The sequence below is a fragment of the Edwardsiella ictaluri ATCC 33202 genome, from assembly GCF_000264785.1.
Classification (GTDB): domain Bacteria; phylum Pseudomonadota; class Gammaproteobacteria; order Enterobacterales; family Enterobacteriaceae; genus Edwardsiella; species Edwardsiella ictaluri.
In genome coordinates, this window is sequence record NZ_AFJI01000088.1 from 60,589 (window position 1) to 81,462 (window position 20,874).

The 20,874-nt window shown below is 56.0% G+C and carries 18 protein-coding genes and 3 pseudogenes; 8 read left to right on the plus strand and 13 right to left on the minus strand.

Translation table 11 applies throughout. From position 1 onward, the window contains the following. Positions 1-41: 41 nt before the first annotated feature. Positions 42-992, minus strand: a complete 951-nt coding sequence (locus EIEH_RS13460) for a bifunctional glyoxylate/hydroxypyruvate reductase B (protein WP_015871818.1) — start codon at positions 990-992, stop codon at positions 42-44. Positions 993-1,066: 74 nt separating this feature from the next. On the opposite strand from EIEH_RS13460, the gene EIEH_RS13465 reads away from it, so the two are divergent. Beyond that, positions 1,067-2,098, plus strand: a complete 1,032-nt coding sequence (locus EIEH_RS13465; protein WP_015871817.1) for an IS630 family transposase — start codon at positions 1,067-1,069, stop codon at positions 2,096-2,098. Between the two features lie 11 nt (positions 2,099-2,109). On the opposite strand, the gene EIEH_RS19085 is transcribed toward EIEH_RS13465, so the two are convergent. Then, entirely contained in the window at positions 2,110-3,462 is a 1,353-nt protein-coding gene (locus EIEH_RS19085) for a hypothetical protein (RefSeq protein ID WP_015871816.1), read from the minus strand. A gap of 364 nt (positions 3,463-3,826) precedes the next feature. Here EIEH_RS19085 and EIEH_RS13475 point away from each other — a divergent pair. Together EIEH_RS13475 and EIEH_RS13480 are read left to right on the plus strand one after the other, a co-directional pair. Beyond that, positions 3,827-4,857, plus strand: a pseudogene (locus EIEH_RS13475) (IS630 family transposase). 23 nt (positions 4,858-4,880) lie between these two features. Next, positions 4,881-5,693 (plus strand): annotated as a pseudogene (locus EIEH_RS13480) (IS256 family transposase); the annotation flags it as partial. A 442-nt stretch (positions 5,694-6,135) separates the two neighbouring features. Here EIEH_RS13480 and EIEH_RS13485 read toward each other — a convergent pair. Further along, positions 6,136-7,824 (minus strand): aspartate:alanine antiporter, encoded by a 1,689-nt coding sequence (locus tag EIEH_RS13485; protein WP_015871811.1) that lies wholly within the window; start codon positions 7,822-7,824, stop codon positions 6,136-6,138. Between the two features lie 305 nt (positions 7,825-8,129). On the opposite strand from EIEH_RS13485, the gene ybjM reads away from it, so the two are divergent. Next, positions 8,130-8,507, plus strand: a complete 378-nt coding sequence (ybjM, locus tag EIEH_RS13490) for an inner membrane protein YbjM (protein ID WP_015871810.1) — start codon at positions 8,130-8,132, stop codon at positions 8,505-8,507. A 90-nt stretch (positions 8,508-8,597) separates the two neighbouring features. Here the strand turns inward: ybjM and EIEH_RS13495 are convergent, their stop codons facing one another. After that, positions 8,598-8,870, minus strand: a complete 273-nt coding sequence (locus tag EIEH_RS13495; protein WP_035609907.1) for a GrxA family glutaredoxin — start codon at positions 8,868-8,870, stop codon at positions 8,598-8,600. Between the two features lie 420 nt (positions 8,871-9,290). On the opposite strand from EIEH_RS13495, the gene nfsA reads away from it, so the two are divergent. Then, positions 9,291-10,013: an oxygen-insensitive NADPH nitroreductase gene (nfsA, locus tag EIEH_RS13500; protein WP_015871808.1), complete on the plus strand. Its 723-nt coding sequence runs from the start codon at positions 9,291-9,293 to the stop codon at positions 10,011-10,013. A 135-nt stretch (positions 10,014-10,148) separates the two neighbouring features. Here the strand turns inward: nfsA and EIEH_RS20135 are convergent. Then, positions 10,149-10,214, minus strand: a pseudogene (locus EIEH_RS20135) (DUF4250 domain-containing protein); the annotation flags it as partial. A 146-nt stretch (positions 10,215-10,360) separates the two neighbouring features. Here EIEH_RS20135 and EIEH_RS13505 point away from each other — a divergent pair. From EIEH_RS13505 to rlmC, 3 genes are all read left to right on the plus strand, one after another. Further along, positions 10,361-10,852: a type III secretion system chaperone family protein gene (locus EIEH_RS13505; protein WP_015871807.1), complete on the plus strand. Its 492-nt coding sequence runs from the start codon at positions 10,361-10,363 to the stop codon at positions 10,850-10,852. A 110-nt stretch (positions 10,853-10,962) separates the two neighbouring features. Beyond that, positions 10,963-11,442 carry a YbjO family protein gene (locus tag EIEH_RS13510; protein ID WP_035609910.1) on the plus strand — a complete coding sequence of 160 codons (480 nt, stop codon included), beginning with the start codon at positions 10,963-10,965 and terminating at the stop codon, positions 11,440-11,442. Positions 11,443-11,495: 53 nt separating this feature from the next. Then, a complete protein-coding gene (rlmC, locus tag EIEH_RS13515; protein WP_015871805.1) occupies positions 11,496-12,629 on the plus strand; it encodes a 23S rRNA (uracil(747)-C(5))-methyltransferase RlmC in 1,134 nt (377 codons plus the stop codon). Positions 12,630-12,643: 14 nt separating this feature from the next. On the opposite strand, the gene EIEH_RS13520 is transcribed toward rlmC, so the two are convergent. The 8 genes from EIEH_RS13520 to EIEH_RS13555 all read right to left on the minus strand — a co-directional run bounded on the left by EIEH_RS13520 (position 12,644) and on the right by EIEH_RS13555 (position 20,874). Then, positions 12,644-13,132, minus strand: a complete 489-nt coding sequence (locus EIEH_RS13520) for a methylated-DNA--[protein]-cysteine S-methyltransferase (RefSeq protein ID WP_015871804.1) — start codon at positions 13,130-13,132, stop codon at positions 12,644-12,646. 83 nt (positions 13,133-13,215) lie between these two features. Then, positions 13,216-13,950 (minus strand): arginine ABC transporter substrate-binding protein, encoded by a 735-nt coding sequence (locus tag EIEH_RS13525; protein ID WP_015871803.1) that lies wholly within the window; start codon positions 13,948-13,950, stop codon positions 13,216-13,218. A 232-nt stretch (positions 13,951-14,182) separates the two neighbouring features. Further along, positions 14,183-14,851: an arginine ABC transporter permease ArtM gene (gene artM / locus EIEH_RS13530; protein WP_012849063.1), complete on the minus strand. Its 669-nt coding sequence runs from the start codon at positions 14,849-14,851 to the stop codon at positions 14,183-14,185. Next, a complete protein-coding gene (gene artQ / locus EIEH_RS13535; protein ID WP_015871802.1) occupies positions 14,851-15,567 on the minus strand; it encodes an arginine ABC transporter permease ArtQ in 717 nt (238 codons plus the stop codon). Before artQ ends, artM begins: the two co-directional genes overlap by 1 nt. 93 nt (positions 15,568-15,660) lie before the next feature. Continuing rightward, positions 15,661-16,392 (minus strand): arginine ABC transporter substrate-binding protein, encoded by a 732-nt coding sequence (artJ, locus tag EIEH_RS13540; RefSeq protein WP_015871801.1) that lies wholly within the window; start codon positions 16,390-16,392, stop codon positions 15,661-15,663. 37 nt (positions 16,393-16,429) lie between these two features. Further along, entirely contained in the window at positions 16,430-17,158 is a 729-nt protein-coding gene (gene artP, locus EIEH_RS13545) for an arginine ABC transporter ATP-binding protein ArtP (protein WP_035609913.1), read from the minus strand. A gap of 200 nt (positions 17,159-17,358) precedes the next feature. Further along, complete coding sequence (locus EIEH_RS13550) at positions 17,359-18,402, minus strand: fimbrial protein (protein ID WP_015871799.1); 1,044 nt, start codon at positions 18,400-18,402, stop codon at positions 17,359-17,361. 18 nt (positions 18,403-18,420) lie between these two features. Then, entirely contained in the window at positions 18,421-20,874 is a 2,454-nt protein-coding gene (locus EIEH_RS13555) for a fimbrial biogenesis outer membrane usher protein (protein ID WP_015871798.1), read from the minus strand.

Sequence of the window (20,874 nt, forward strand, 5' to 3'; positions counted from 1 at the left end):
CGGGTTTAACTACAGAATAATCGGTCAGGCTTAAGGAAACCTTATTCTGCCCGTGAAGAGTGAGCGAGCTGACAGAGTGAGTGGCGATTGGCGCAGTTGTGCCGGATATTGCCAGCCAGTGCGGCGATCAGATTCTCCACCGCACAGCGTGCCATCGCATAGCGGGTCTCATGCGTCGCCGATCCGATGTGCGGCAGTGCTATTACATTGGCTAAATGGAGTAGCGGATCGTCAGCAAAGAGCGGTTCAGGATCAAAAACATCCAACCCGGCAGCGCGTAATTGGCCTGACTGCAGCGCTTGGATTAGGGCCTGTTGGTCGACGATTTTCCCCCGGGAACCGTTGATCAGGATCGCGCCAGGTTTCATCTGGGCAAGTCGCTGCGCATTGATCAATCCTTGGCTCTTGGCGGTCAGCGGAAGTGTCAAACAGACGAAATCGGCACGGGCGAGCAAGGCTTCCAATGAGCAGCGCTGGGCGGAAAATACACGCTCTGCTTCGGGATGTGCATGGTTACTGTGATAGCACACCGACATGTTAAAGCCGGCATGCGCGCGTTGCGCCAAGGCATAGCCGATTCGCCCCATCCCGATGATGCCGATGGTTTTATGATGCACATCGATGCCGTAATGACGGGCGTCTATGCTGTTCTGCCATGCTCCGGCCTTGACCCATTCAGCCAGTTCCAGTGCCCTTCTGGCAGTCATCATCAATAACATAAACAGTGTATCGGCGGTGGTTTCAGTCAGAACGCCCGGGGTATGCATGAGCGCGATGCCGCGTTGAGAAAGGTCGTCGACGTCGAACTGATCGATGCCAACAGAGATGGTCGAGATGGCGCGCAGTCGTGGCGCATGGGCTAACAGGGCGGTATTGATGGTGGCACCGGAGCCGATCAGGCCGATAGCGTCGGCGAGCGCTGCCTGTACCTGATGGCGGTTGTCGGCGGTAAGAGTGGCGAAGCTAAATAACTGCCCGGAATAGTAGATCACTCAGGGGGAACTCAGTCCGGTTTATGCGATCTGATCAATCGCTGAATATCCCAAATCACCAGCCGGACTGAGCAATGCCGATCATCGCACCAATACCCAGAGCTGAACGACACTTCATGCAGAAAACGATCCATAAAACAAAGGACAAAAACCACGCCCGGCGGCTGACAGCCATGCTGATGCTGCATCGTGGTGACACCGTCAGTCATGTAGCCAGAACGCTCTGCTGTGCCCGCTCGTCGATTGGTCGCTGGATTAACGGGCTCACACTGTCTGGTGCTGAAGGCCTGAAGTCATTGCCGTCAGGACGTGGGAAGCGCTGGCCGTTTGAGCATATTTGCGCATTGCTGCGTGAGCTTGTTAAGCATTCTCCTGGTGATTTTTGTTATCAGCGTTCCCGCTGGAGTACCGAACTGCTGGCGATCAAAATCCGTGATATCACGGGTTGTCCGCTACATGCTTCAACCATCCGGCGATGGTTACCTGCAGCCGGACTGGTATGGCGCAGAGCAGCACCAACACTGCGTATCAGGGAGCCGAATAAGGAAGAAAAAATGGCAGCGATTAATGTGGCGTTAGCCAGTTGTACCACAAGACACTCTGTGTTTTACGAAGATGAAGTGGATATCCACCTCAATCCCAAAATCGGCGCTGAGTGGCAGCTACGCGGGCAGCAAAAGCGCATCGTCACGCCGGGCCAGAATGAAAAGTACTCTCTTGCCGGCGTACTGCACAGTGGTACGGGTAAAGTCAGCTACGTTGGTGGAAATAGTAAAGATTCATCCTTATTTATCAAGCTTTTAAAAGATCTGAAGGCGACATGCCGGCGGGCAAAAACGATTACGCTCATTGTCGATAATTACATCATTCACAAAAGCCGTGAAACATTGCGCTGGCTGAAAGCAAACCCAACGTTCAAGGTGATTTACCAGCCGATTTACTCGCCGTGGGTCAATCATATCGAACAGTTGTGGCAGGCGCTTCATGAGACAATAACCCGAAATCACCAGTGCCATTCAATGTGGCAACTGTTAAAAAAGGTTCGTCATTTTATGGATACCGTCAGCCCATTCCCCGGAGGGGAACATAGACTGGTTAAAGTGTAGCGGTATTAGGATCAGTTAATTAGATCTTCATCATCTTTTCTATTTGGTTTGAACAATTCTGAAATTTGTGAATCAGCTGTTCTGGATCTAATTCTCTCGTTAAAATCCTTCAATCCATCACTCTGCTCAGTTGCACGATTCCTCTCAACACTCGTAAGGATATGATCATTAATTCCCACTATCCTGCTTGATATAACACCAGACAATTCATCACCACCAATATCTTTAGCATGCGCCACAAGAGCATTACCGAGATTAACTTTCCATGGCTGTACTTCATAGTAAGGTACTTGACCATTCAATGATAAAAACTCACCTAAAGATTGGTCACCACTAGCCATCCCTGAATCAGCAAGGGCCATAAAATCATAGAGTATATTTTGAGGTAGTGAATTAACAAAAACGATATTTATTCTACCTCCTCCTTCCCCATCAACATTAACTTTATGATGGATTGTTTGTTTTTCTGCATCGTCAGGTTTGGCAACATAGATATTTGCTGATGAAAATAAATCTTGAGGATTATAATCATCTCCGCCATGAGATAAAACCCCCTCTGTATATTTAATTAATTTATCTTCATTTTTTTCATTCAATAATCTCACAACAATAATGTAATTAGCGTTACCACTTTGATTTTCAGATAGTGTGTTAGTGACAAATACACGAACTGCATTATATATATTTGGTGAGCTAATATAAGCAATATTATATCTTGATTGTTTTTCTAAAGAAAAGTTATAACTATCAAGCAAATTAACCAAGTCCCTTTCACACCGTTCCCTTACAATATCGACAGTATGTTTATCAACGGGAAGATAGCCAATAGCCCCCTCCGAAAACCCTAATGAATAATACATGCTTTTATTAAAGCCGCTTTTTTTAAACATATCCTCGCGTTCAAGAACTCTGGCATTATCAGGAGAAATAAAATCCATCTCTTCAATACAAGCAACATCATCTTTATTAAGATGATATTCATGGCACAAACTTTCAATAATATCATGAAGCTTCGCTGGTGAGCATATGGCTGCAGGTGCAACGACAAAAATCGGATCATAAAAATCACCTATACTGTGCTCTACGGAGCAATGTGAAATATTACGGTGATTATTATTGAATGTAGGGTCACCAAACAAAGTGCAATCAACAGGAACAATGGTTATCCGGCAGTCTTGTTCTAAAGCAAGATTTGCAATCTTATTAGCTAAAGAAATATCCCCAGAACCACCACAGATTGGATTAATTAACACAACATCACGTCTGTTAGTTAATTTTCCTAATGATTCATTAGTGAGTTTACTAATAGATGGGACTCGAGAAAGTGACTGAGAAGACGGTGTTTCAACTTTGTGCAAGGGCATGTAAATAGCACCATTATTTAATAATAAACATCAAGGGAATAGTAAATAATATTTGCAAAAAATGTAATATGGAAAAGATGAGTATTAAATTAACATTTATATAACTATTTTTCTTTTGTTTTTCGGATCTTAATTTTAACCGATTGAATAGACATGGGTTTAACAGACACCTCAAAGTCATTTATGGACTGATCACAAAACCATAGACAAATTCTGTCCTCACGACGAGGCCCGTTCAAAGGCCTACGGACTAACGCCTCCTAAATAGCTGCGCGGAATAGTAGATCACTTTGAGGGAACTCAGCCCGGATTGTGCGATCTGATCAATCGCTAAACCAATCAAAATCACCAACCGGACTGAGCAATGCCGATCATAGCACCCATTCCCCGAACTGACCGACGCTTGATGCAGAAAACTATCCATCAAACGCGTGATAAAATCATTCCCGCAGGCTGACCGCTATGCTGATGCTGCATCGGGGCGACCGTGTCAGCGACGTTGCCAGAACGCTCTGCTGCGCCCGCTCATCGGTGGGACGCTGGATTAACTGGTTTACGCTGTCAGGTGTTGCAGGACTGAAATCATTACCCGCCGGGCGTTCCCGCCGTTGGCCGTTCGAGCATATCTGCTCGCTGTTACGTGAGCTGGTAAAACACGCTCCCGATGATTTTGGCTACCAGCGTTCACGCTGGAGTACAGAACTTCTGACAATAAAAATCAATGAGATAACCGGTTTCCAGTGACATACCGGAACTGTTCGCCACTGGTTGCCGTCTGCGGGTCTGGTATGGCGAAGGGCCGCGCCTACTCTGCGTATCCGTGACCCGTATAAGGATGAGAAGATGGCGGCAATCCACAAAGCACTGAACGAATGCAGCGCAGAGCATCCGGTATTTTATGAAGATGAGGTAGATATCCATCTTAATCCCAAAATCGGTGCGGACTGGCAGCTACGCGGGCAGCAAAAACGGGTGGTGACGCCGGGACAGAACGAAAAATACTCTCTGGCCGGAGCACTGCACTGCGGAACGGGCAAAGTCAGCTACGTGGGCGGAAACAGAAAAAGTTCATTACTATTCATCAAGTTGCTGAAGCAGCTTAAAGCGATGTACCGGCGGGCGAAAACCATCACTCTGATCGTGGACAACTACATTATCCACAAAAGCCGGGAAACGCAGCGCTGGCTGAAGCAAAATCCGAAGTTCAGGGTGATTTACCCGCCAGTTTACTCGCCGTGGGTGAATCATGTTGAGCGGCTATGGCAAGCGCTTCACGACACGATAACGCGTAATCATCAGTGCCGTTCAATGTGGCAACTGTTGAAAAAGGCTCGTCATTTTATGGAAATCGTCAGTCCATTCCCCGGAGGGAAACATGGTCTAGCAAAAGTGTAGCGGTATTAGGCGCAGCTATTTAGGTGTCATCCATCTGCCACGGCATCGACGAACGTGTGCAGGCGTTCCTGCAGCGGCCGCTGGAAGGGGAGTGGCCCTATCTGTAGCTGGATGCGACCTACGTGAAGGTGCGCAAGAACGGTCGGGTGGTCAGCGTGGCGGTAATAATCGCCTGCGCGGTCAGCCCGGACGGTCGCCGGGAGATTATCGGGATGGGTATCGGTGAGTCAGAAGCCAAAGCGTTCTGGCTGGCCTTCCTGCTGAGCCTGAAGGCGCGCGGTCTGGAAGGCGTGAAACGGGTTATCTCCGACTCGCACAGCGGCCTTAAGGCGGCAATCCGGCAGGTGTTCTCTACCAGCGGGCAGCACTGCCGGGTCCACTTCATGCGCAACGTGCTGGGGCGCGTCAGCCGTACCAGTCAGTCGGTGGTCCGCGCCGCGCTGCAGCAGGTGTTCGTGCAGACCGGGGAGAAAAGTGCTCATGCCACCTGGCGCGAGGTGGCGGCTCAGCGGGAGAAGCGCTTCCCGGCGGTCACGGAGATGATGGACGAAGCGGAAGAGGACGTGCTGGCGTACTTCGGCCTCCCGAAAGCACACCGGGTGAAAATCCACTCGACCAACACGCTGGAGCGCCTGAACAAAGAGGTGAAACGGCGTGCAGACGTGGTGGGCATCTTCCCCAACGAAGAGAGCATCATGCGGCTACTGGATGCGTTACTGACGGAGCAGAACGAAGAATGGCTGCTGCAGAAGCGCTACCTGCCACAACACAACATGGCGGAGAGAGAGCAGACCGCTGAAAAAGAAGTAATCGACGCGCTGCCAATCAGCGCATAAGAGGTCCGTTACCGGGCCGGAAGGCTGTAACTGAATTGACACCACCTTTACGGACTCGACCGTCTACCGGGGTGGGGGCAGTCCACTAAACATCTAAAGCAGTGTGCAAAAATTGTGTCAAGAAACCCTCTTGCCGCATTTTTGTTACGGATGAGTACATGTTACAAAAGGGGTAAGGGGGGCGATAGGTTGATCATACAGGTGGTTGTTGAAGGTATGTCTCCACATCGTACACGCTGTTTATTTAAACATTTGATTATAAAGTAATTTTTCTGCAGGCAATAAAAAACCCGATAATCTTGAACCTAAGCGGCGGGATTATCGGGCTCCTCAATATGGGGACGTCAAAGAAAAGCAGTGGCACTAATTCAGACTGACGGCGACGGGGAAAGTTCAGTCGCCGCTAAAAAAGTCATGCGTTTTTGCGTAGCGGCGTCGGGGGTTAGCCGACGACGCCAGGCCATACAATGATGATAAGGGTACCGGCCAGCGTCAACAGTACGTTGGCGATGGCGTAGGTCCCCGCGTAGCCCAAGGCTGGAATGTTGCTGCGTGAGGCATCGTTGATGATGTCCATGGCCGGGGCACAGGTACGGGCCCCCATGATGGCGCCAAACAGCAGCGCGCGGTTCATTCTCAGCACAAAGGCGCCGAAGAGAAAGCAGATCACCACTGGCACCAGGCTGACGATCAGCCCGGCTATCAGCATTTGACCGCCGACCTCACCCAGCCCGTGGCGCATGCCAGCGCCGGCACTCAGGCCGACTCCGGCCATAAACACCATCAGACCAAACTCTTTGACCATATTGAGGGCCCCCTGGGGAATATAGCCAAAGGTAGGGTGGTTGGCGCGCAGGAATCCCAACATGATGCCGGCAAACAGCAGGCCGGCGGCGTTGCCGATGCCAAAGGAGAAGCCGGTAAACTGAAAGGTGATCAGACCGATCATCAGACCAATAATGAAGAATGCGCAGAACGCCAGCAGATCGGTCACCTGGCTGTGGATAGAGATAAAGCCGATGCGATCGGCCACGCTCTTGACGCGGCGGGCGTCACCGCTGACCTGCAGCACATCTCCTTTATTCAGAACGATGTTATCGTCGATCGGCATTTCTATCTGGCTGCGGATCACCCGGTTTAAAAAGCAGCCGTGGTCAGTCAGTTTAACCTGGCTCAGGCGTTTGCTGACGGCGTTGCTGTTTTTTACGACGATCTCTTCGGTAACGATACGCATATCCAGAAGATCGCGGTCGAAGACCTCTTTACCGTTGCGAAAGCTGGGGTCGAGACGGGCGTGGGCGTCCGGGTAGCCGACCAAGGCTATCTCATCGCCGACCTGCAGTACTGCATCGCCGTCCGGTGTGGCCAGAATGCCATTACGGCGGATCCGCTCTATATAGCATCCGGTCTGACTGTATATGCCCAGCTCGCGCAGGTTTTTACCGTCGGCCCAGGCGACCAGCTCGGGGCCGACGCGATAGGCGCGGATCACCGGCAGAAAGACTTTGCGCTGCGTGTCGTTGTCCAACCCCCGCTCGCGGGCAATTTGCTGGGCGGAGGTTGGCAGATCCTGGTGCTGTAGCTTGGGAAGATAGCGGGCGCCGAAGATCAGGCTGACCAGGCCGACCAGGTAGGTCAGGGCGTAGCCCAGGCTGAGATGATCCTGAAGCTGCCCCAGCTGGGGGTTATCGGCCATGGTCTGGCGCAGGGTATCGCCGGCGCCGACCAGCACCGGGGTCGAGGTCATCGAACCGGCCAGCATACCGGCGGTCAGGCCGATATCCCAGCGGAATAGTTTACCCAGCCCCAGCGCGATGCACAGGGCACTGGCAACCATCACCAGCGCCAGCATCAGATAGTTTTTACCGTCGCGGAAGAAAATAGAGAAGAAGTTGGGGCCGGCTTCTACACCTACGCAGAAAATAAACAGCATGAACCCCAGGTTGAGGGCATCGGTGTTCATTGAAAAGTGCTGTTGCCCGAGCAGCAGGGAGACCACCAGTACGCCGATGGAGTTACCCAGTTGAATGGAGCCAAGGCGCAGCTTACCGAGGCAAAGCCCCAGTGCCAGTACTACGAACAGCAGCAGGATATAATTGCCCGTTAACAAATTAGCAACATCAATATTCATGTAGAATAACTTATCGTTAACTATCAGGTTCTTGATATGATTGACTGTTAGAGCTAAATTCAACCATAGAATATAAGAGAATTCACCTAAGATTCTGCGTTGGTGAATGGTGGATACCCGCGGGGGTATGATCGCTCATATTAGACGGTTGACTGGCGGACAGCCAGTAAAAAGCCGTTTTCAGTTGATGGTTCGTTGTTTTTCTGCGCCGGGAAGTGGTTTGTTCACCGTCGTCGGGCCCGCCCAATAGGGCATGCCTGTCACAAGGTGAGCAGATTTAGCGTTTCGCTATAGGGAGGGAGAGCATGGCGAACGGACGGCGTTGGTTTACCCTGATACTCTGTTTTTTGATGGTGACGACACTGTTTCTGTTGTCACACTGCTATGTCCAGGCCCACGGTGGTATCGCTGAGCCGCCGGGCATGCGCCCGGGGCTGCTGCTTTATATGTTGCCGGGGTTTATCCTGTGTCCGCTGGCGCGCCGTCAGCGGGTGCTGACGGTCTTTTGTGGTGCGCTGGTATCGGCGGTGTTTTGTCAACTGCTGCATATGCTGTGGCTGGCCGATGATGAAACGCCGCTGCAGCTGTTGCCCTACACCACTAGCATGGTGTTCTGGTGCGTGTTTGGTGCCCTGCTGTACTGGTTTGCCGCGACGTTGTGTGGCCAGCGGGCGGTTAGATAGTCTATACCGATTAATCTCTATCGCTTTAACGGTAGCGTTGCGCCAAAATAAAAAACCCGCCGCGGCGGGTTTTTTGCTGTGCAGGTGGCGTTATTTGCTCTTATCAAACAGCTGCAGATGCGTTTTGGCATAGGCCTCAAAATCGGTGCAGCCGCCGATATGCTGCTGATCGATGAACACCTGCGGAACGGTTTCGACCGGTTTGCCCACAGTCTTGGAGAGATCCTCTTTACTGATGCCCTCTGCGTGGATATCGACGTAGCGAAAAGTGAAGTCGTCGCGCTCGGCGGCCAGTTTTTCAGCCAACTCTTTTGCACGGACACAGTAGGGGCAGCCCGGACGCCCAAAGATTACAGCAAACATGGTAGGACTCCTTAAAGAGATAGAGGCGCTCGCTGAATCCAGACCGGGTTCGACGGACGCTCGGAATTGAGGTTACTATGCCTGTTAGCGTCGGTAAAAAGAAGTAGGATTTGCCTGTTACTTTGATAAATTTGGTCTATTCAATGACAAGGTTTGACCGATGGCTGTGTACGGGGTATCTCTGCCGGAGAGTATAAAGGGTGGATTGACCATCAGGTTACGTCACACCGTCAGCCATTGGCGCGGCTATTTCTGTTTCAAACGACTTACCGGGGATCACTGTTTGGCCGATAGCTGCGCACGCGGTGTCTCCGCCGGAGAGCATTAAGGGGTAGACTGACTACCAGATTACGCCGTACCGTCAGCCATTGGTGCGGCCATTTCCGTCTCAAACGACTTACCGGGGAGCACTGTTTCGTTATGATGTCGACCATCGATCTACTGCGTGATCACCGTTCTATCCGCCAGTTTAGCGCCGAAGAGATCGGCGAAGCACAGCGGCTGGCTATTCTGGAGGCGGCGCGTGCAACGTCATCGTCCAGCTTTCTGCAGTGTACGTCGATTATCCGGATCACCGAGCGCGCGCTACGTGAGCAGCTGGTCGAGCTGGCCGGTGGGCAGCAGTACGTGCTGGACGCCGCCGAGTTCTGGGTGTTCTGCGCAGACTTTCAGCGTCACCATCAGATCTTTCCGCAGGCGGATCTGGGGTCGGCTGAACAGCTGCTGCTGGGCTGCGTTGACACGGCGCTGATGGCGCAAAATGCGCTGACGGCAGCCGAGTCGCTGGGGCTTGGCGGGGTATTCATTGGCGGCATACGCAATAATATTGAGCAGGTGACGGCGCTGCTGGGCTGCCCGCAGCATGTCCTGCCGCTAATGGGTCTGTGCTTGGGGCATCCGGCGCAGCATCCGCAGCAAAAGCCGCGTCTGCCGCTGAGTATTCTGGTGCATGAGAATGGCTATCAGCTGCTGGATCGCGCCGCGCTGGCGCAATACGACGCCCACGTTACTGCCTACTATGCCCAGCGTAGCGATAACGTCCGCCAAGAGAGCTGGAGCGAACAGATGAGCCGTACCCTGGAGAAGGAGCAGCGTCCCTTTATGCTGGCCTACCTGCGGCGTCAGGGTTGGATCACCCACTGAGCGCCGGCGCGCAGTGCTCAGTGGGCGCTGAACTGGTTGCTGTCGCGGTAGTAGCGGAAGCCGGCGGCGCCGAGGCGCGATTCCAGCAGGGGCTGTGGTATCGCATAGCGCCTGCAGCGAGTCGCACTCGTCGCGCAGCTTCATATTAATGATACTCAGCAGCATCAGTGGTTCCATCGTGGCGTAGCGGGATAGCGGCATGGCAGTCTCCTGATGGTTGGTGGGCAGCCATGCCCGGGGGCAATAAATTGCCCCCGGGCATGGCTAAAGTGGCTAAAGTTCCGTAAGCTATGTCCCCTTTCTGACAGTTTATTATTACCTGATTTATCTTTGTAAGGTAGAGCGCTATGGATCCACTAATCGTCCCCGATCTGGATGTGCTGCGGCACTGGCTGGATCAACTGGGCATCACGTTCTTTGAGTGTGACTCCTGCCAGGCGCTGCATTTACCGCACATGCAGAATTTTGACGGGGTATTCGACGCGAAGGTTGACCTAATCGATAACACTATCCTGTTCACCGCACTGGCAGAGGTGCGTCCTACGGCGCTGATCGCGCTGGTGGGCGAGCTTAGTCAGATTAATGCCAGCACGCTGGGCGTCAAGGCCTTTGTTGATATTCAGGATGACAACTTACCCAAGTTTATTGCCTGTATGTCGCTGAATGTCAGCGTCGGTGTGTCTCAAGCGCAGTTTGCCGCCTTTATGCAGCAGGGCGAGGAGCAAATCTCGATGGTGATGATGGAGGCACGGGCCAACGGTATGCTGTTCCTGGGGGAAGGTGAAGAGGGCGAGGGTGAGTTTAGCGCCGAGAGTGCCAGCGGACCGGTCATCCACTGACATTTATCATCTAATATATTGATATCGCATCTGAACATGCATGGTTGACTTGTGTCATCCGTGTGGAGTCCCTATAGTAGAAAACCCGGTATTTCTCAGGGCTGGATGATATGTTGCAGAGGGTTCAAGTGCCGCCGCGCAGCGATGGAGGCGGTTTCGCGCCGGTTCCGGTTCTGGTTGCCGGTATGGCTATCATTGGCATTCGCCTGGCTGGCGCCCTACTGCTGTTGGTGACGCAGGGGGTCGCGGGGCTCACTGACTTTATCGGTGGCGCCTGGCAGACCTGGGAGGGTGGTGCGTTGCTGTTGGCCTGCCTGGGGCTGTGGCTGGCTGAGCTGGGCTGCGGTGCGGCGGTGATGCGTGGCAGCGCCTACGGCTGCGGGATTTACCTCGGCTGCCAGCTGTTGGTGACCGGCTATATGCTGTGCTCCTCTCTCGGCGGTTTTCATCCTGAGCTTTTCAGCGTGGATGGCGATGACAGCGGCCAAATCGTGCGCGCGCTGCTGGGGCAAAAGCTGCCCGACCTGCTGATCCTGGCGCTGTTATTTATCCCCTCTGCCAGCCGTCGCTACTTCCGGCAGCGGCTGTGATACAATCCGCCACCCCGTCCGTTTCCATTTTCATTTCCATCAAGTGAGTTGTGATGCATTGTGTCCAGTATCAGGCGGGCCGCTGTCATTCCTGCCAGTGGCTCTCCATTCCCTATTCCCGTCAGCTGGAGGATAAACAGCGGCACCTGTCCGCGCTGCTGAGTGGGCATTCCGTTGCGCAGTGGCTGTCAGCGCAGCCCAGCGCTGAGCTGGCGATGCGTAACAAGGCGAAAATGGTGGTCAGCGGAAGCGTCGAGCGCCCTCTGCTGGGCATGCTGCAGCGCGACGGCAGTGGGGTGGATCTGTGCGATTGTCCGCTGTATCCGGACAGCTTTGCCGTCGTCTTCGCCGCGTTGAAGTCCTTTATTCCCCGTGCCGGTTTGACCCCCTACAGCGTAGCGCGTCGGCGCGGGGAGCTTAAGTATTTGCTGCTTACCGAAAGCCGTCTCAATGGCGAGATGATGCTGCGCTTTGTGTTGCGCTCAGAGACCAAGCTGGCGCAGCTGCGTCAGGCGCTGCCGTGGCTACAGGCGCAGCTGCCGCAGCTGGCGGTAATCAGCGTCAATATCCAGCCGGTGCACATGGCCATTCTGGAGGGAGAGCGGGAGATTTTTCTGACGTCGCAGCAGGTGCTGAGTGAGTCTTTTAACGGCGTGCCGCTCTATATCCGCCCACAGAGCTTCTTTCAGACCAACCCCGCGGTGGCTCAGGCGCTGTACGCGCAGGCGCGCGACTGGGTTCAGGCGCTGGGGGTGACGGAAATGTGGGATCTGTTTTGCGGTGTCGGGGGGTTTGGCCTGCACTGTGCGACCCCGGAGATGACGCTGACCGGCATTGAGATCAGCGCCGGGGCCATCGCCTGCGCCCGCCGTTCTGCGGCCCAGCTGGGGCTCACGAAGGTAAGCTTCGCCGCCCTGGATTCCGGCGCCTTTGCCGACGCGCACAGCGCTGTGCCGCAGCTGGTGCTGGTAAACCCGCCGCGGCGCGGTATCGGTGCGGCGCTGTGTGACTATATGAATCGCATGGCGCCGCCCTATATTCTGTACTCCAGCTGCAATGCCCAGAGCATGGTGCAGGATATTGAGCGTCTGGCCGACTACCGGATCGAAAAGGTCCGTCTGTTCGACATGTTTCCCCATACCGCGCACTATGAGGTCCTTACGCTGCTGGTGCGCGCATCTGCATAGACCGCCGCCGAACGTCAGGGGCGGTAGGGGATCCCTTCCAGCGCCAGCAGGGCCCGTTTGATGGCCAGTCCGCCGCTGTAGCCGGTCAGGTTACCGCCCTTGCCAAGAATGCGATGGCAGGGGATCAGAATGGCGATCGGATTACGCCCGACGGCGCCGCCGACCGCCCGCACGGCGCGCGGATTGTCCAACCGCCGGGCGAGTTCACCATAGTGGCTGCACTGGCCATAGGGAACCTCGCTCAGCTGCTGCCATACCTGTCGCTGAAAGGCGGTGCCCTGCGGCGTCAGTGGCAGATCCTGCCAGCAGGGACGCTCTTTGGCGAAGTAGGCATCGAGCAGGGCGCGGGTGCGCCGCAGCAGGGGATGTGCGCCGCAGCGGCGCCAGTCGGTGGGGATCACTCGCGCGATCACCTCATTGGGCAGCCATAGCTGGCTCAGGCCGCCGCCATCGGCGGCCATCAGCAGTGGGCCGAGGGGGGAGTCATAGTGGTCATAGTCCATAGCGTATCCTGAAGCGTGGCGTGGCGCCGACGGGCGGAGGCGACATGCTAACAAATCGCGCCCGGAGCGCCAACCGGATGCATTCAGGACGCCGGGAACCACTTGTCGCTGATCTTCTGATAGGTGCCGTTCGCCTTGATGGCGGCCAGCGCCTGATTCAGCTGATGTAGCAGCGCCTGGTTGTCCGGGCGCACCGCGATGCCCAGCCCGATGCCAAAGTACTGCGGATCGGTGACATACTCGCCGACCGCCGCCAGCTGCGGATTGTTTTTCAGCCACTCATTGACCACCGCGGTATCGCCGAAGACGCCATCAATACGCCCGTTTTTCAGATCCAGAATCGCATTCTGGTAGCTGTCATAGGCCACCGGCTTGATCTCCGGATGTTTATCCTGCAGGTACTTCTGGTGAGTGGTCCCGTTTTCCATGCCGACCCGCAGCCCCTTCATATCGGCTATCGAGTGATATTTGCCTTTCTGCGCGATGATGATCGCCGAGTTGGCGTAGTAAGGCTGGGTGAACGCCACCTGCCTCTGTCGCTCCGGGGTGATGTCCATGCCGGAGATAACGGCGTCGTAGCGTTTGAACTTCAGCGCCGTGATCAGGCTGTCAAACGCCTGGTTGTTGAAGGTGCAGTTCGCCTTCATCTCCTGGCACAGCGCCTTGGCCAGATCGATGTCGAAGCCGACGATGTTGTTGCTGGCATCCAGGGATTCGAACGGCGGGTAGGTGGCCGATGAGGCGAAGCGGATATTCTCTGCCGCCTGGGCGCTGAAACTGCAGGCGACAACGATGGCGCAGGCCAGTAACTTCTTCATGCTTAACTCCTGTACAAGGCTAATCCCGATAAGGATAGAGGGCGTCTGTCGATTCCCCTCTGCCTTGGGCGCGTGCCGGAAACGATCGGCGCGATGGCACAGACGGGGCTGGAGTTGAATGTGCCACCGAGTGCATTATTATGCAATAGAAGTGGGTAAATATATTTTCTGTATTTCTTGTCAGGTGTAAAAAAAGGCCGTGGATAACCGACCTTTCAAGACATTGAACCGTTTAACTACGTTGCTCAAATGCCAGCGCCCGGCGCTCAATCATGCGCATCATCAGCGTCAATAGGCCGTTGACGCACAGGTAGACCAGGCCGGCGGCGCCGAATACCATCACGTCGTAGGTGCGCCCATACAGCTGCTGGGCATAGCCCATCACCTCCATCAGGGTGATGGTGTAGGCCAGCGACGTGCTCTTAAAGATCAGCACCACCTCGTTGGAGTAAGAGGAGAGCGCGCGCTTAAAGGCATAGGGCAGCAGAATCCGCAGGGTTTGGGCCTTGGACATGCCCAGCGCCGCGCAGGATTGCCACTGGCCGTTGGGAATGGCGCGCATCGCGCCATAAAACAGCTGGGTGCTGTAGGCGGCGCTGTTGAGCGCCAGCGCCAGCATGGCGCACAGCCAGGGCTGAGATAGGGCACTCCACAGCCAGGGTGTATCACGGATCCAGGCAAACTGCCCGGGGCCGTAGTAGATCAGGAAAATCTGCACCAGCAGCGGAGTGCCGGTAAACAGAGTGATGTAACCCTGCACCAGCGGCGTCAGGATCAGCGGCCGCAGGGTCAGGATCACGGTAAAGCACAGCGCCAGCGCCAGGGCGACCAGCAGGGAGACCACGGTGAGCGACAGGCTGGTATGCAGCCCCTGCAGCAGATCCGGAATATAGCTCAACATCATGCGGCACTCCGTTCAAAGCGGGTGGTACGCAGCTCAATACGCTTGAGAACGTATTGGCTGAACAGGGTGATCACCAGGTAGATCGCCGCCGCGATGCAGTACCAGGTGAAGGGCTCCTGGGTTCGGGTGGCGATGCTCTTGGTCTGTAGCATCAGATCGTTGACGCTGATCAGCGAAACCAGCGCGGTATCCTTGAGCAGCACCAGCCACTGGTTGCCCAGCCCCGGCAGGGCGTGGCGCCACATCTGCGGCATCACCAGGCGGAAGAATATCTGGCTGTTACTCAGCCCCAGTGCCATTCCGGCCTCACGTTGCCCTTGCGGTACGGCCTTCAGCGCACCGCGCAGGGTCTGCGAGCCATAGGCGGCGTAGAGCAGCGCCAGCGCCAGCACGCCGCACAGGAACGGGCTGACTTCGAAATTCTCGATATTCAGCTGCAGTCGCAGCGTGGTAAAGCCCAGGTTCAGGCCGATGCCGTCGGAGAGCCACAGCAGCATTTGGGCCGAGCCGAAGTAGATGAACAGTACCACCAGTATCTCCGGCAGTCCGCGTAGCAGAGTGACCCAGGCGGTGCCCAGCAGCGCCATCGGACGACAGCGGACGGATTCCCAGACGGCGAACAGCATGGCGAACACCAGGCCGAGCAGCAGGGCGCAGAGAGCCAGACCGACAGTGATGCCGGCGGCATGTAATAAGGGGGTCAATTCAATCATTTTCTGACGCCTATCCCATCAGGCGACCCGCGCCGCCTGGATGATCCTAACCATAACGCCTACGGAGAGAGGCCCTACTGGTGTTCCCGGGGGTTATTTCTGGAACCACTTGTCATAGATAGTCTGATACTGGCCATCCTGTTTGAGCTGGTTCAGCGCCGCGTTGAACTGCTCCAGCAGCGGGCCATTGCCCTTGCGCACGGCGATCCCCAGCCCGGTACCGAAGTAGTCGGCATCGGTGACCTTGGTACCGACCGGCGCCAGATTGGGGTTTTGCTTCATCCACTCATTGACCACTGCCGTGTCACCGAATACCGCATCGATACGGCCATTCTTCAGATCGAGGATGGCGTTCTGATAGCTGTCATAGGGCACCGGCGTCAGCTCGGGGTGTTTATCCATCAGGTATTTTTGATGGGTGGTGCCGTTCTGGATCCCGACGCGCTTGCCCTTCAGCGCGGCTACGTCGGCAACCTTGCCTTTTTCGGCGATGAACAGTGCGGAATTGTCATAGTAGGGCTGGGAGAAGTCGACCTGTTTCTGCCGTTCTGGCGTGATATCCATGCTGGAGATCACCGCATCGATACGTTTGAACCGCAGACTGGGGATCAGACTGTCAAAGGACTGGTTGCTGAAGGTACAGGTGGCCTTCATCTGCTGGCAGATGGCGTTGGCCAGATCGACGTCGAATCCCTGCATTTTATTCTGTGCATCCATAAACTCGAATGGCGGATATGAGGCTTCGGCGGCAAAACGGATGGTTTGTGCCGCCGTGGCAGAGACGCTGATACCGGTTAATATCGCAGCAATTATGATTTTTTTCATCGCAGACTCCAACGGGTTACCCTTGGCCTCGTGGCCATCAGTGGGACAGATATCCGGCAAACTCACTGGTCTGCGGATCACTAAAGTGGCTGTCATCGCCCTGCTCAATAATGCGCCCCTGCTCCATATAGACAACGCGGCTGGCAGTCTTGCGCGCGACCTCCACTTCGTGGGTCACGATCACCTGGGTGATCCCGGTTTCGGCAAGCTCTCGAATAATGCTGACGATCTGTGCGGTGATCTCTGGATCCAGCGCGGCGGTCGGCTCGTCGAACAGCAGCACCTGTGGCTCCATCATCAGCGCGCGGGCGATGGCGACACGCTGTTGCTGACCGCCGGAGAGGTGCAGTGGATAGCGTGCCACGAACTTGCCCAGACGCAGGCGCTGCAGCAGTTTGTCGGCCCGCGCCAGCGCCGCCTCTTTTGACAGCCCCAGCACCCGGCAAGGCGCCTCGATCAGATTTTGCATCACTGTCAGGTGCGGCCACAGGTTGTACTGCTGGAATACCATGCCGACGTTACGACGCAGATCGCGGATAGCCTTTTCCCCCGGCGGCTGGCGAAAGTCAAACTGGTGGCCGGCGATATTCAGGGCGCCGGAGCGTGGCATCTCCAGCAGGTTTAGCACCCGTAGCAGGGAGCTTTTTCCTGCGCCACTCGGCCCAAGCAGGACCAGCGTCTCGCCGGCCGGGCATGCCAGGGTAATATCAAACAGCGCCTGGTGTGCGCCGTAGTAGCAGTTAATTCCGTCAATCTGAATACTCATGCGCTTAATCTGAATAGCAATTGATAAGGCAAAGAGTAACTTCATCAGAATAACTATGCAATATTTGTGGTTTAAAATTTAAGAATGCGTACCCTGACCGCTCAGAAAGAGTACGATATCGGGTTATGGTTCGTCGGATGGCGCAGGGAAAAAGGGTGTGCTAAGGCGGCGCGGGCGGTCTGAGGCCGCCCGACTATCGTTTAGTCATAGTCAATGTTGATGGTAACGTTGGCTTCCAGCGGGCCGGGCTGCGCCAGGCTGCGGTTATAGACATAGTAACCGGCGTGGATGGGGATATTGAATCCACGCTCGGGCAGCGTCGTCCACTGGGGGATCAGCCGGATGACGCTGGGCTGAGCCGCCGCGCCGCCCAGCGTGATAGGCTGCTGCTGCTCGTTGTACAGTATAAAGCCGACGCCGCCAGTCCCCGAGTGTGGCAGTACGACGCGGGGATTCTCCGGCAGCAGCGCGTCGCTGCTCAGGGTCACCCGTAGGGTGCGGTTGGTCTGAGCTCTGCTGTCATCACCGCTGAGCGAGTCGCATTGTGCGACCAGTGAGTGGTTGGCAATCGCGCTGGTGACAGCACCGCCTTGCGTCAGGTCACTGATGGAGAGGGGCGGCAGCCTGATCAGGGTGTCAGTAAACTGGCAGGTGGTCGCTTTGTAATCCAGCGTCAGATTAAGGTGCACCTGGTACAGATCGTTTTCCGATGCGGGCCATTTCCCGGTAAAGAGAAACGTGATAAAGCGCCGGAGAAACTCCCCCAGAGAGCCGGAGGTACCGCTGCCGGCGCTGATCACCATCGCGGATTCCAACAGATACTCTCCGTCTATGGCTACCCGCTTGGTCTGGGTGGGGGCGACCGGCCTGGCGGTGACGGTGAGCCGATCGAGAAACTGTGCCGCCGTATAGTTGCCCTTCTGTAGCTTGATGGTCGCCAGGGGCGGTGCCTGGATGGCGATATCGATAAAGACATTGTCATAGAACTTGACCACGACACCCCGCTCGTAGGGCGTGCCGAGATGTACCTCGTTTTGCTCACTGCTATAGGCGGAGCATAGGGTTTGCTTGCTGAATAACGGCAGCGGCACCGACATCTGCTGCCCGCCGGGAAACATATTCTGGTTACTCATCAGCACCTGCCCTCGCTGGCTCTCTATGCCCGGGCTATCCAACTTGCACCAGGAGAACGCAGGGCCGCTGAGCAGTAACAGCGCGGTAAAAAAATAACGGTGATATTTCATGATGCAACCTCATTAGACTCAGCGGCAAAGGTGGGTTTGGCTGCTCAGCGTGGCAGCTGAGAGGGTAATGGTGCAGCGGGTATCCGCCTGCGGATCCAGCGGTACTGTCACCTGTACAGGCAGGGAGTCACTGCGCAGGGAGATCATGCTGCCCTGACCGACCAGTCCCACCGTCTCTCCGTCGGGGCCGTTGACCGGATAGCCGAAGCCAAGCGGAGTTCCGTCGGCGCGGCGCGCCTTGAAGTAGAAGCTTTGACGTGTATCGGTCTCAAAGCGTGCCAGCACGACGGCCCCCTCATAGGGCACCCGTTGTTGCATGTTCCCCTTCAGCTCCACCGTAGCGTCCTGCGGTGACGGCGTCAGACGCAGGCTGTTTTCGCGGTAGGGGGTCAGGGCGGCGTAGAGCGCCTGACCAGCGCCGTTGGTGGCGTGATAGCCATAGCCATTGACGCTGGCGTCGCGCAGCCCCGGGGCATCGACGATCGCCATGGTGTCCGTCAGGGCGTTGCTGAACAGCATGCCACCGCGATAGGCCACCACGCCACCGCTGATGCCGGCGCTGGCCTGCCGGTAATCCTGCGACTGGCTGTAGCTGGCGTTCAGGGTCGCAGAGCGGGCCCGATAGCTGAGGTTGGTGCCCAGCGCGGTGAGGCGATCCTGGCGCTGGCTATTGAGGCTAACGCTGTAGTTAAACTGCTGCCATTCGCCGGCGTAACCACTCAGGGAGGTGTTGCCGGACTGGTAGCCATCGCGATCAAAAGTGGTGGCATTTGAGAGATAAAGAGTACGCCGCGGCTCGCCAAAGCTCAGCGGCAGGGTGAAGTAGAGATAGATGCGGCGGTCGCTGTTCAGCCCCTGATCGTAGGTCTGGCTGGCGGCCAGGGTATAGCTGAGCTGTTGCCAGCCGTTGCTGTAGCTCACCTGGTAATCCTGACGGCGGGCGCCGTTGTCCCAGTAGTCGCGCCAGGTGCCGGAGAAGAACACGGAGCCCCAGCCCTGCGGCAGCGTCTGGCTCAGGTTGATGGCATAGCTATTCTTACGGCCCGGATCGTAGCGGTAATAGTCCCAGTTACTGGTTGGGCTACCGCAGTTATCGTTGAGATAGAGATGATCGCTCAGGGTGCGGTAGTGGCGTGACGAGTAGCGGTAGGCGGCCAGCGAAAACTGGGTTGCCGTGGCGGTCAGGTATTTGTTGTAGGCTATCTGGTAGCTTTGTCCGCGTTGCTCGCCGCGATCCGTCAGGCGGCTGGTGGAGTGGGTGATATCCAGCGAGAAGGCGCCGATGGCTGTGTTAAGGGCGTTGCCCAGCAGCAGGGCATAGTAGTCCTGGCTGGCCTGGGCGCCGCCATAGAGGGTCAGCAGACTGCTCATACCGTGCTGGTAGCTGCCCTGAAAGAAGCTGCGCTGATCGTTGATGTTATTGAGATAGGTTTTCCCCAGCGCCAGATCGTACTTGCCAATCCCCGGCTGCAGCATGTTAGGCAGGGAGGAGTAGGGAACAATAAAGCGAGTGATGCGCCCGTCCGCCTCCTGCACGCTGACGTTGAGATCGCCGCCGCCGCCGACCAGCTGCAGATCTTCGATAGAGAACGGCCCTGCCGGCACCTCTTTGCGATAGACGATGATATCGTTTTGCTCGACGGTGACCAGCGCGTTGCTCTGGGCTACGCCGCGCACCAGTGGGGTGAAGTTCTGCTTGGCGCTGGGCAGCATGCGCAGATCGCTATACAGACGGACGCCGTGAAAGCGCACGCCGGTAAACAGATCGGAGGCGCTGTACATGTCGCCGGCGCGCAGCATCCCGTTGATCGGGGCAAAGCTGCGTTGCAGATAGGCGCTGTTGCTGCTCCAGCTGCCGCGTTGGGTATCGTGCTGATTATAGCTGGTGGCAGCGCGCAGCTGCCAGCCGAACAGGTTCAACCCGCTGTTAAGATTGAGATAGGTATTGCTGCTGTGGCCGCCGACACGATAGTCGCTGTAGTAGTAACTGGCGTTATAGCTGGTGAAAATGGCGTTGATGCCGCGATCCCAGCTTTCCGGAGCGATATAGCCTTTTTCCCTGCCGATCACGAAGGCCTGTGGAACGGTCAGATCCAGCTGCAGCAGGCCAGTGTTAAAGCGGTAGCTACCGCCGTGCAGCGCCTGGCGCAGCGGGATACAGCGCGTATCCTTCGGTGCTGCGGGAAGCTTAATGCCCAGTCCGCGCAGCTGTGACCCGTTCAGACAGGTATCGTCGGGCTGTTGGCGGACGGTCAATGTATACACGCCGCGCCATTCACCGTTGACCATGATATCCAACGGATATTCGCCGGGGTAGGGTGTATTGGGATCCAGTGTAATCCGGCCCGGCTGGCGGTCTTTCGCCGTGCCTTTAAGGAAATGGGTATCGAAGGTATCTGTCGCGCTGGCCATGGCGCAGGCAGCGGGAGGCTGCAGGGCCAGGGAGAGGGTAATGGCGTTTAACCTGAGCAT

Excerpts from the sequence above, each read along its gene's own strand:
- artP (WP_035609913.1), bottom strand. The coding sequence starts at position 17,158 with ATGAGTATTCAGATTGACGGAATTAACTGCTACTACGGCGCACACCAG.
- EIEH_RS13465 (WP_015871817.1), top strand. The coding sequence starts at position 1,067 with ATGCCGATCATCGCACCAATACCCAGAGCTGAACGACACTTCATGCAG.
- artQ (WP_015871802.1), bottom strand. The coding sequence starts at position 15,567 with ATGATTGAATTGACCCCCTTATTACATGCCGCCGGCATCACTGTCGGT.
- EIEH_RS13555 (WP_015871798.1), bottom strand. The coding sequence starts at position 20,874 with ATGCTCAGGTTAAACGCCATTACCCTCTCCCTGGCCCTGCAGCCTCCC.
- EIEH_RS19085 (WP_015871816.1), bottom strand. The coding sequence starts at position 3,462 with ATGCCCTTGCACAAAGTTGAAACACCGTCTTCTCAGTCACTTTCTCGA.
- EIEH_RS13550 (WP_015871799.1), bottom strand. The coding sequence starts at position 18,402 with ATGAAATATCACCGTTATTTTTTTACCGCGCTGTTACTGCTCAGCGGC.
- EIEH_RS13505 (WP_015871807.1), top strand. The coding sequence starts at position 10,361 with ATGGATCCACTAATCGTCCCCGATCTGGATGTGCTGCGGCACTGGCTG.
- EIEH_RS13510 (WP_035609910.1), top strand. The coding sequence starts at position 10,963 with ATGTTGCAGAGGGTTCAAGTGCCGCCGCGCAGCGATGGAGGCGGTTTC.
- EIEH_RS13495 (WP_035609907.1), bottom strand. The coding sequence starts at position 8,870 with ATGTTTGCTGTAATCTTTGGGCGTCCGGGCTGCCCCTACTGTGTCCGT.
- nfsA (WP_015871808.1), top strand. The coding sequence starts at position 9,291 with ATGATGTCGACCATCGATCTACTGCGTGATCACCGTTCTATCCGCCAG.
- EIEH_RS13525 (WP_015871803.1), bottom strand. The coding sequence starts at position 13,950 with ATGAAGAAGTTACTGGCCTGCGCCATCGTTGTCGCCTGCAGTTTCAGC.
- ybjM (WP_015871810.1), top strand. The coding sequence starts at position 8,130 with ATGGCGAACGGACGGCGTTGGTTTACCCTGATACTCTGTTTTTTGATG.
- rlmC (WP_015871805.1), top strand. The coding sequence starts at position 11,496 with ATGCATTGTGTCCAGTATCAGGCGGGCCGCTGTCATTCCTGCCAGTGG.
- EIEH_RS13485 (WP_015871811.1), bottom strand. The coding sequence starts at position 7,824 with ATGAATATTGATGTTGCTAATTTGTTAACGGGCAATTATATCCTGCTG.
- artJ (WP_015871801.1), bottom strand. The coding sequence starts at position 16,392 with ATGAAAAAAATCATAATTGCTGCGATATTAACCGGTATCAGCGTCTCT.
- EIEH_RS13520 (WP_015871804.1), bottom strand. The coding sequence starts at position 13,132 with ATGGACTATGACCACTATGACTCCCCCCTCGGCCCACTGCTGATGGCC.
- artM (WP_012849063.1), bottom strand. The coding sequence starts at position 14,851 with ATGTTGAGCTATATTCCGGATCTGCTGCAGGGGCTGCATACCAGCCTG.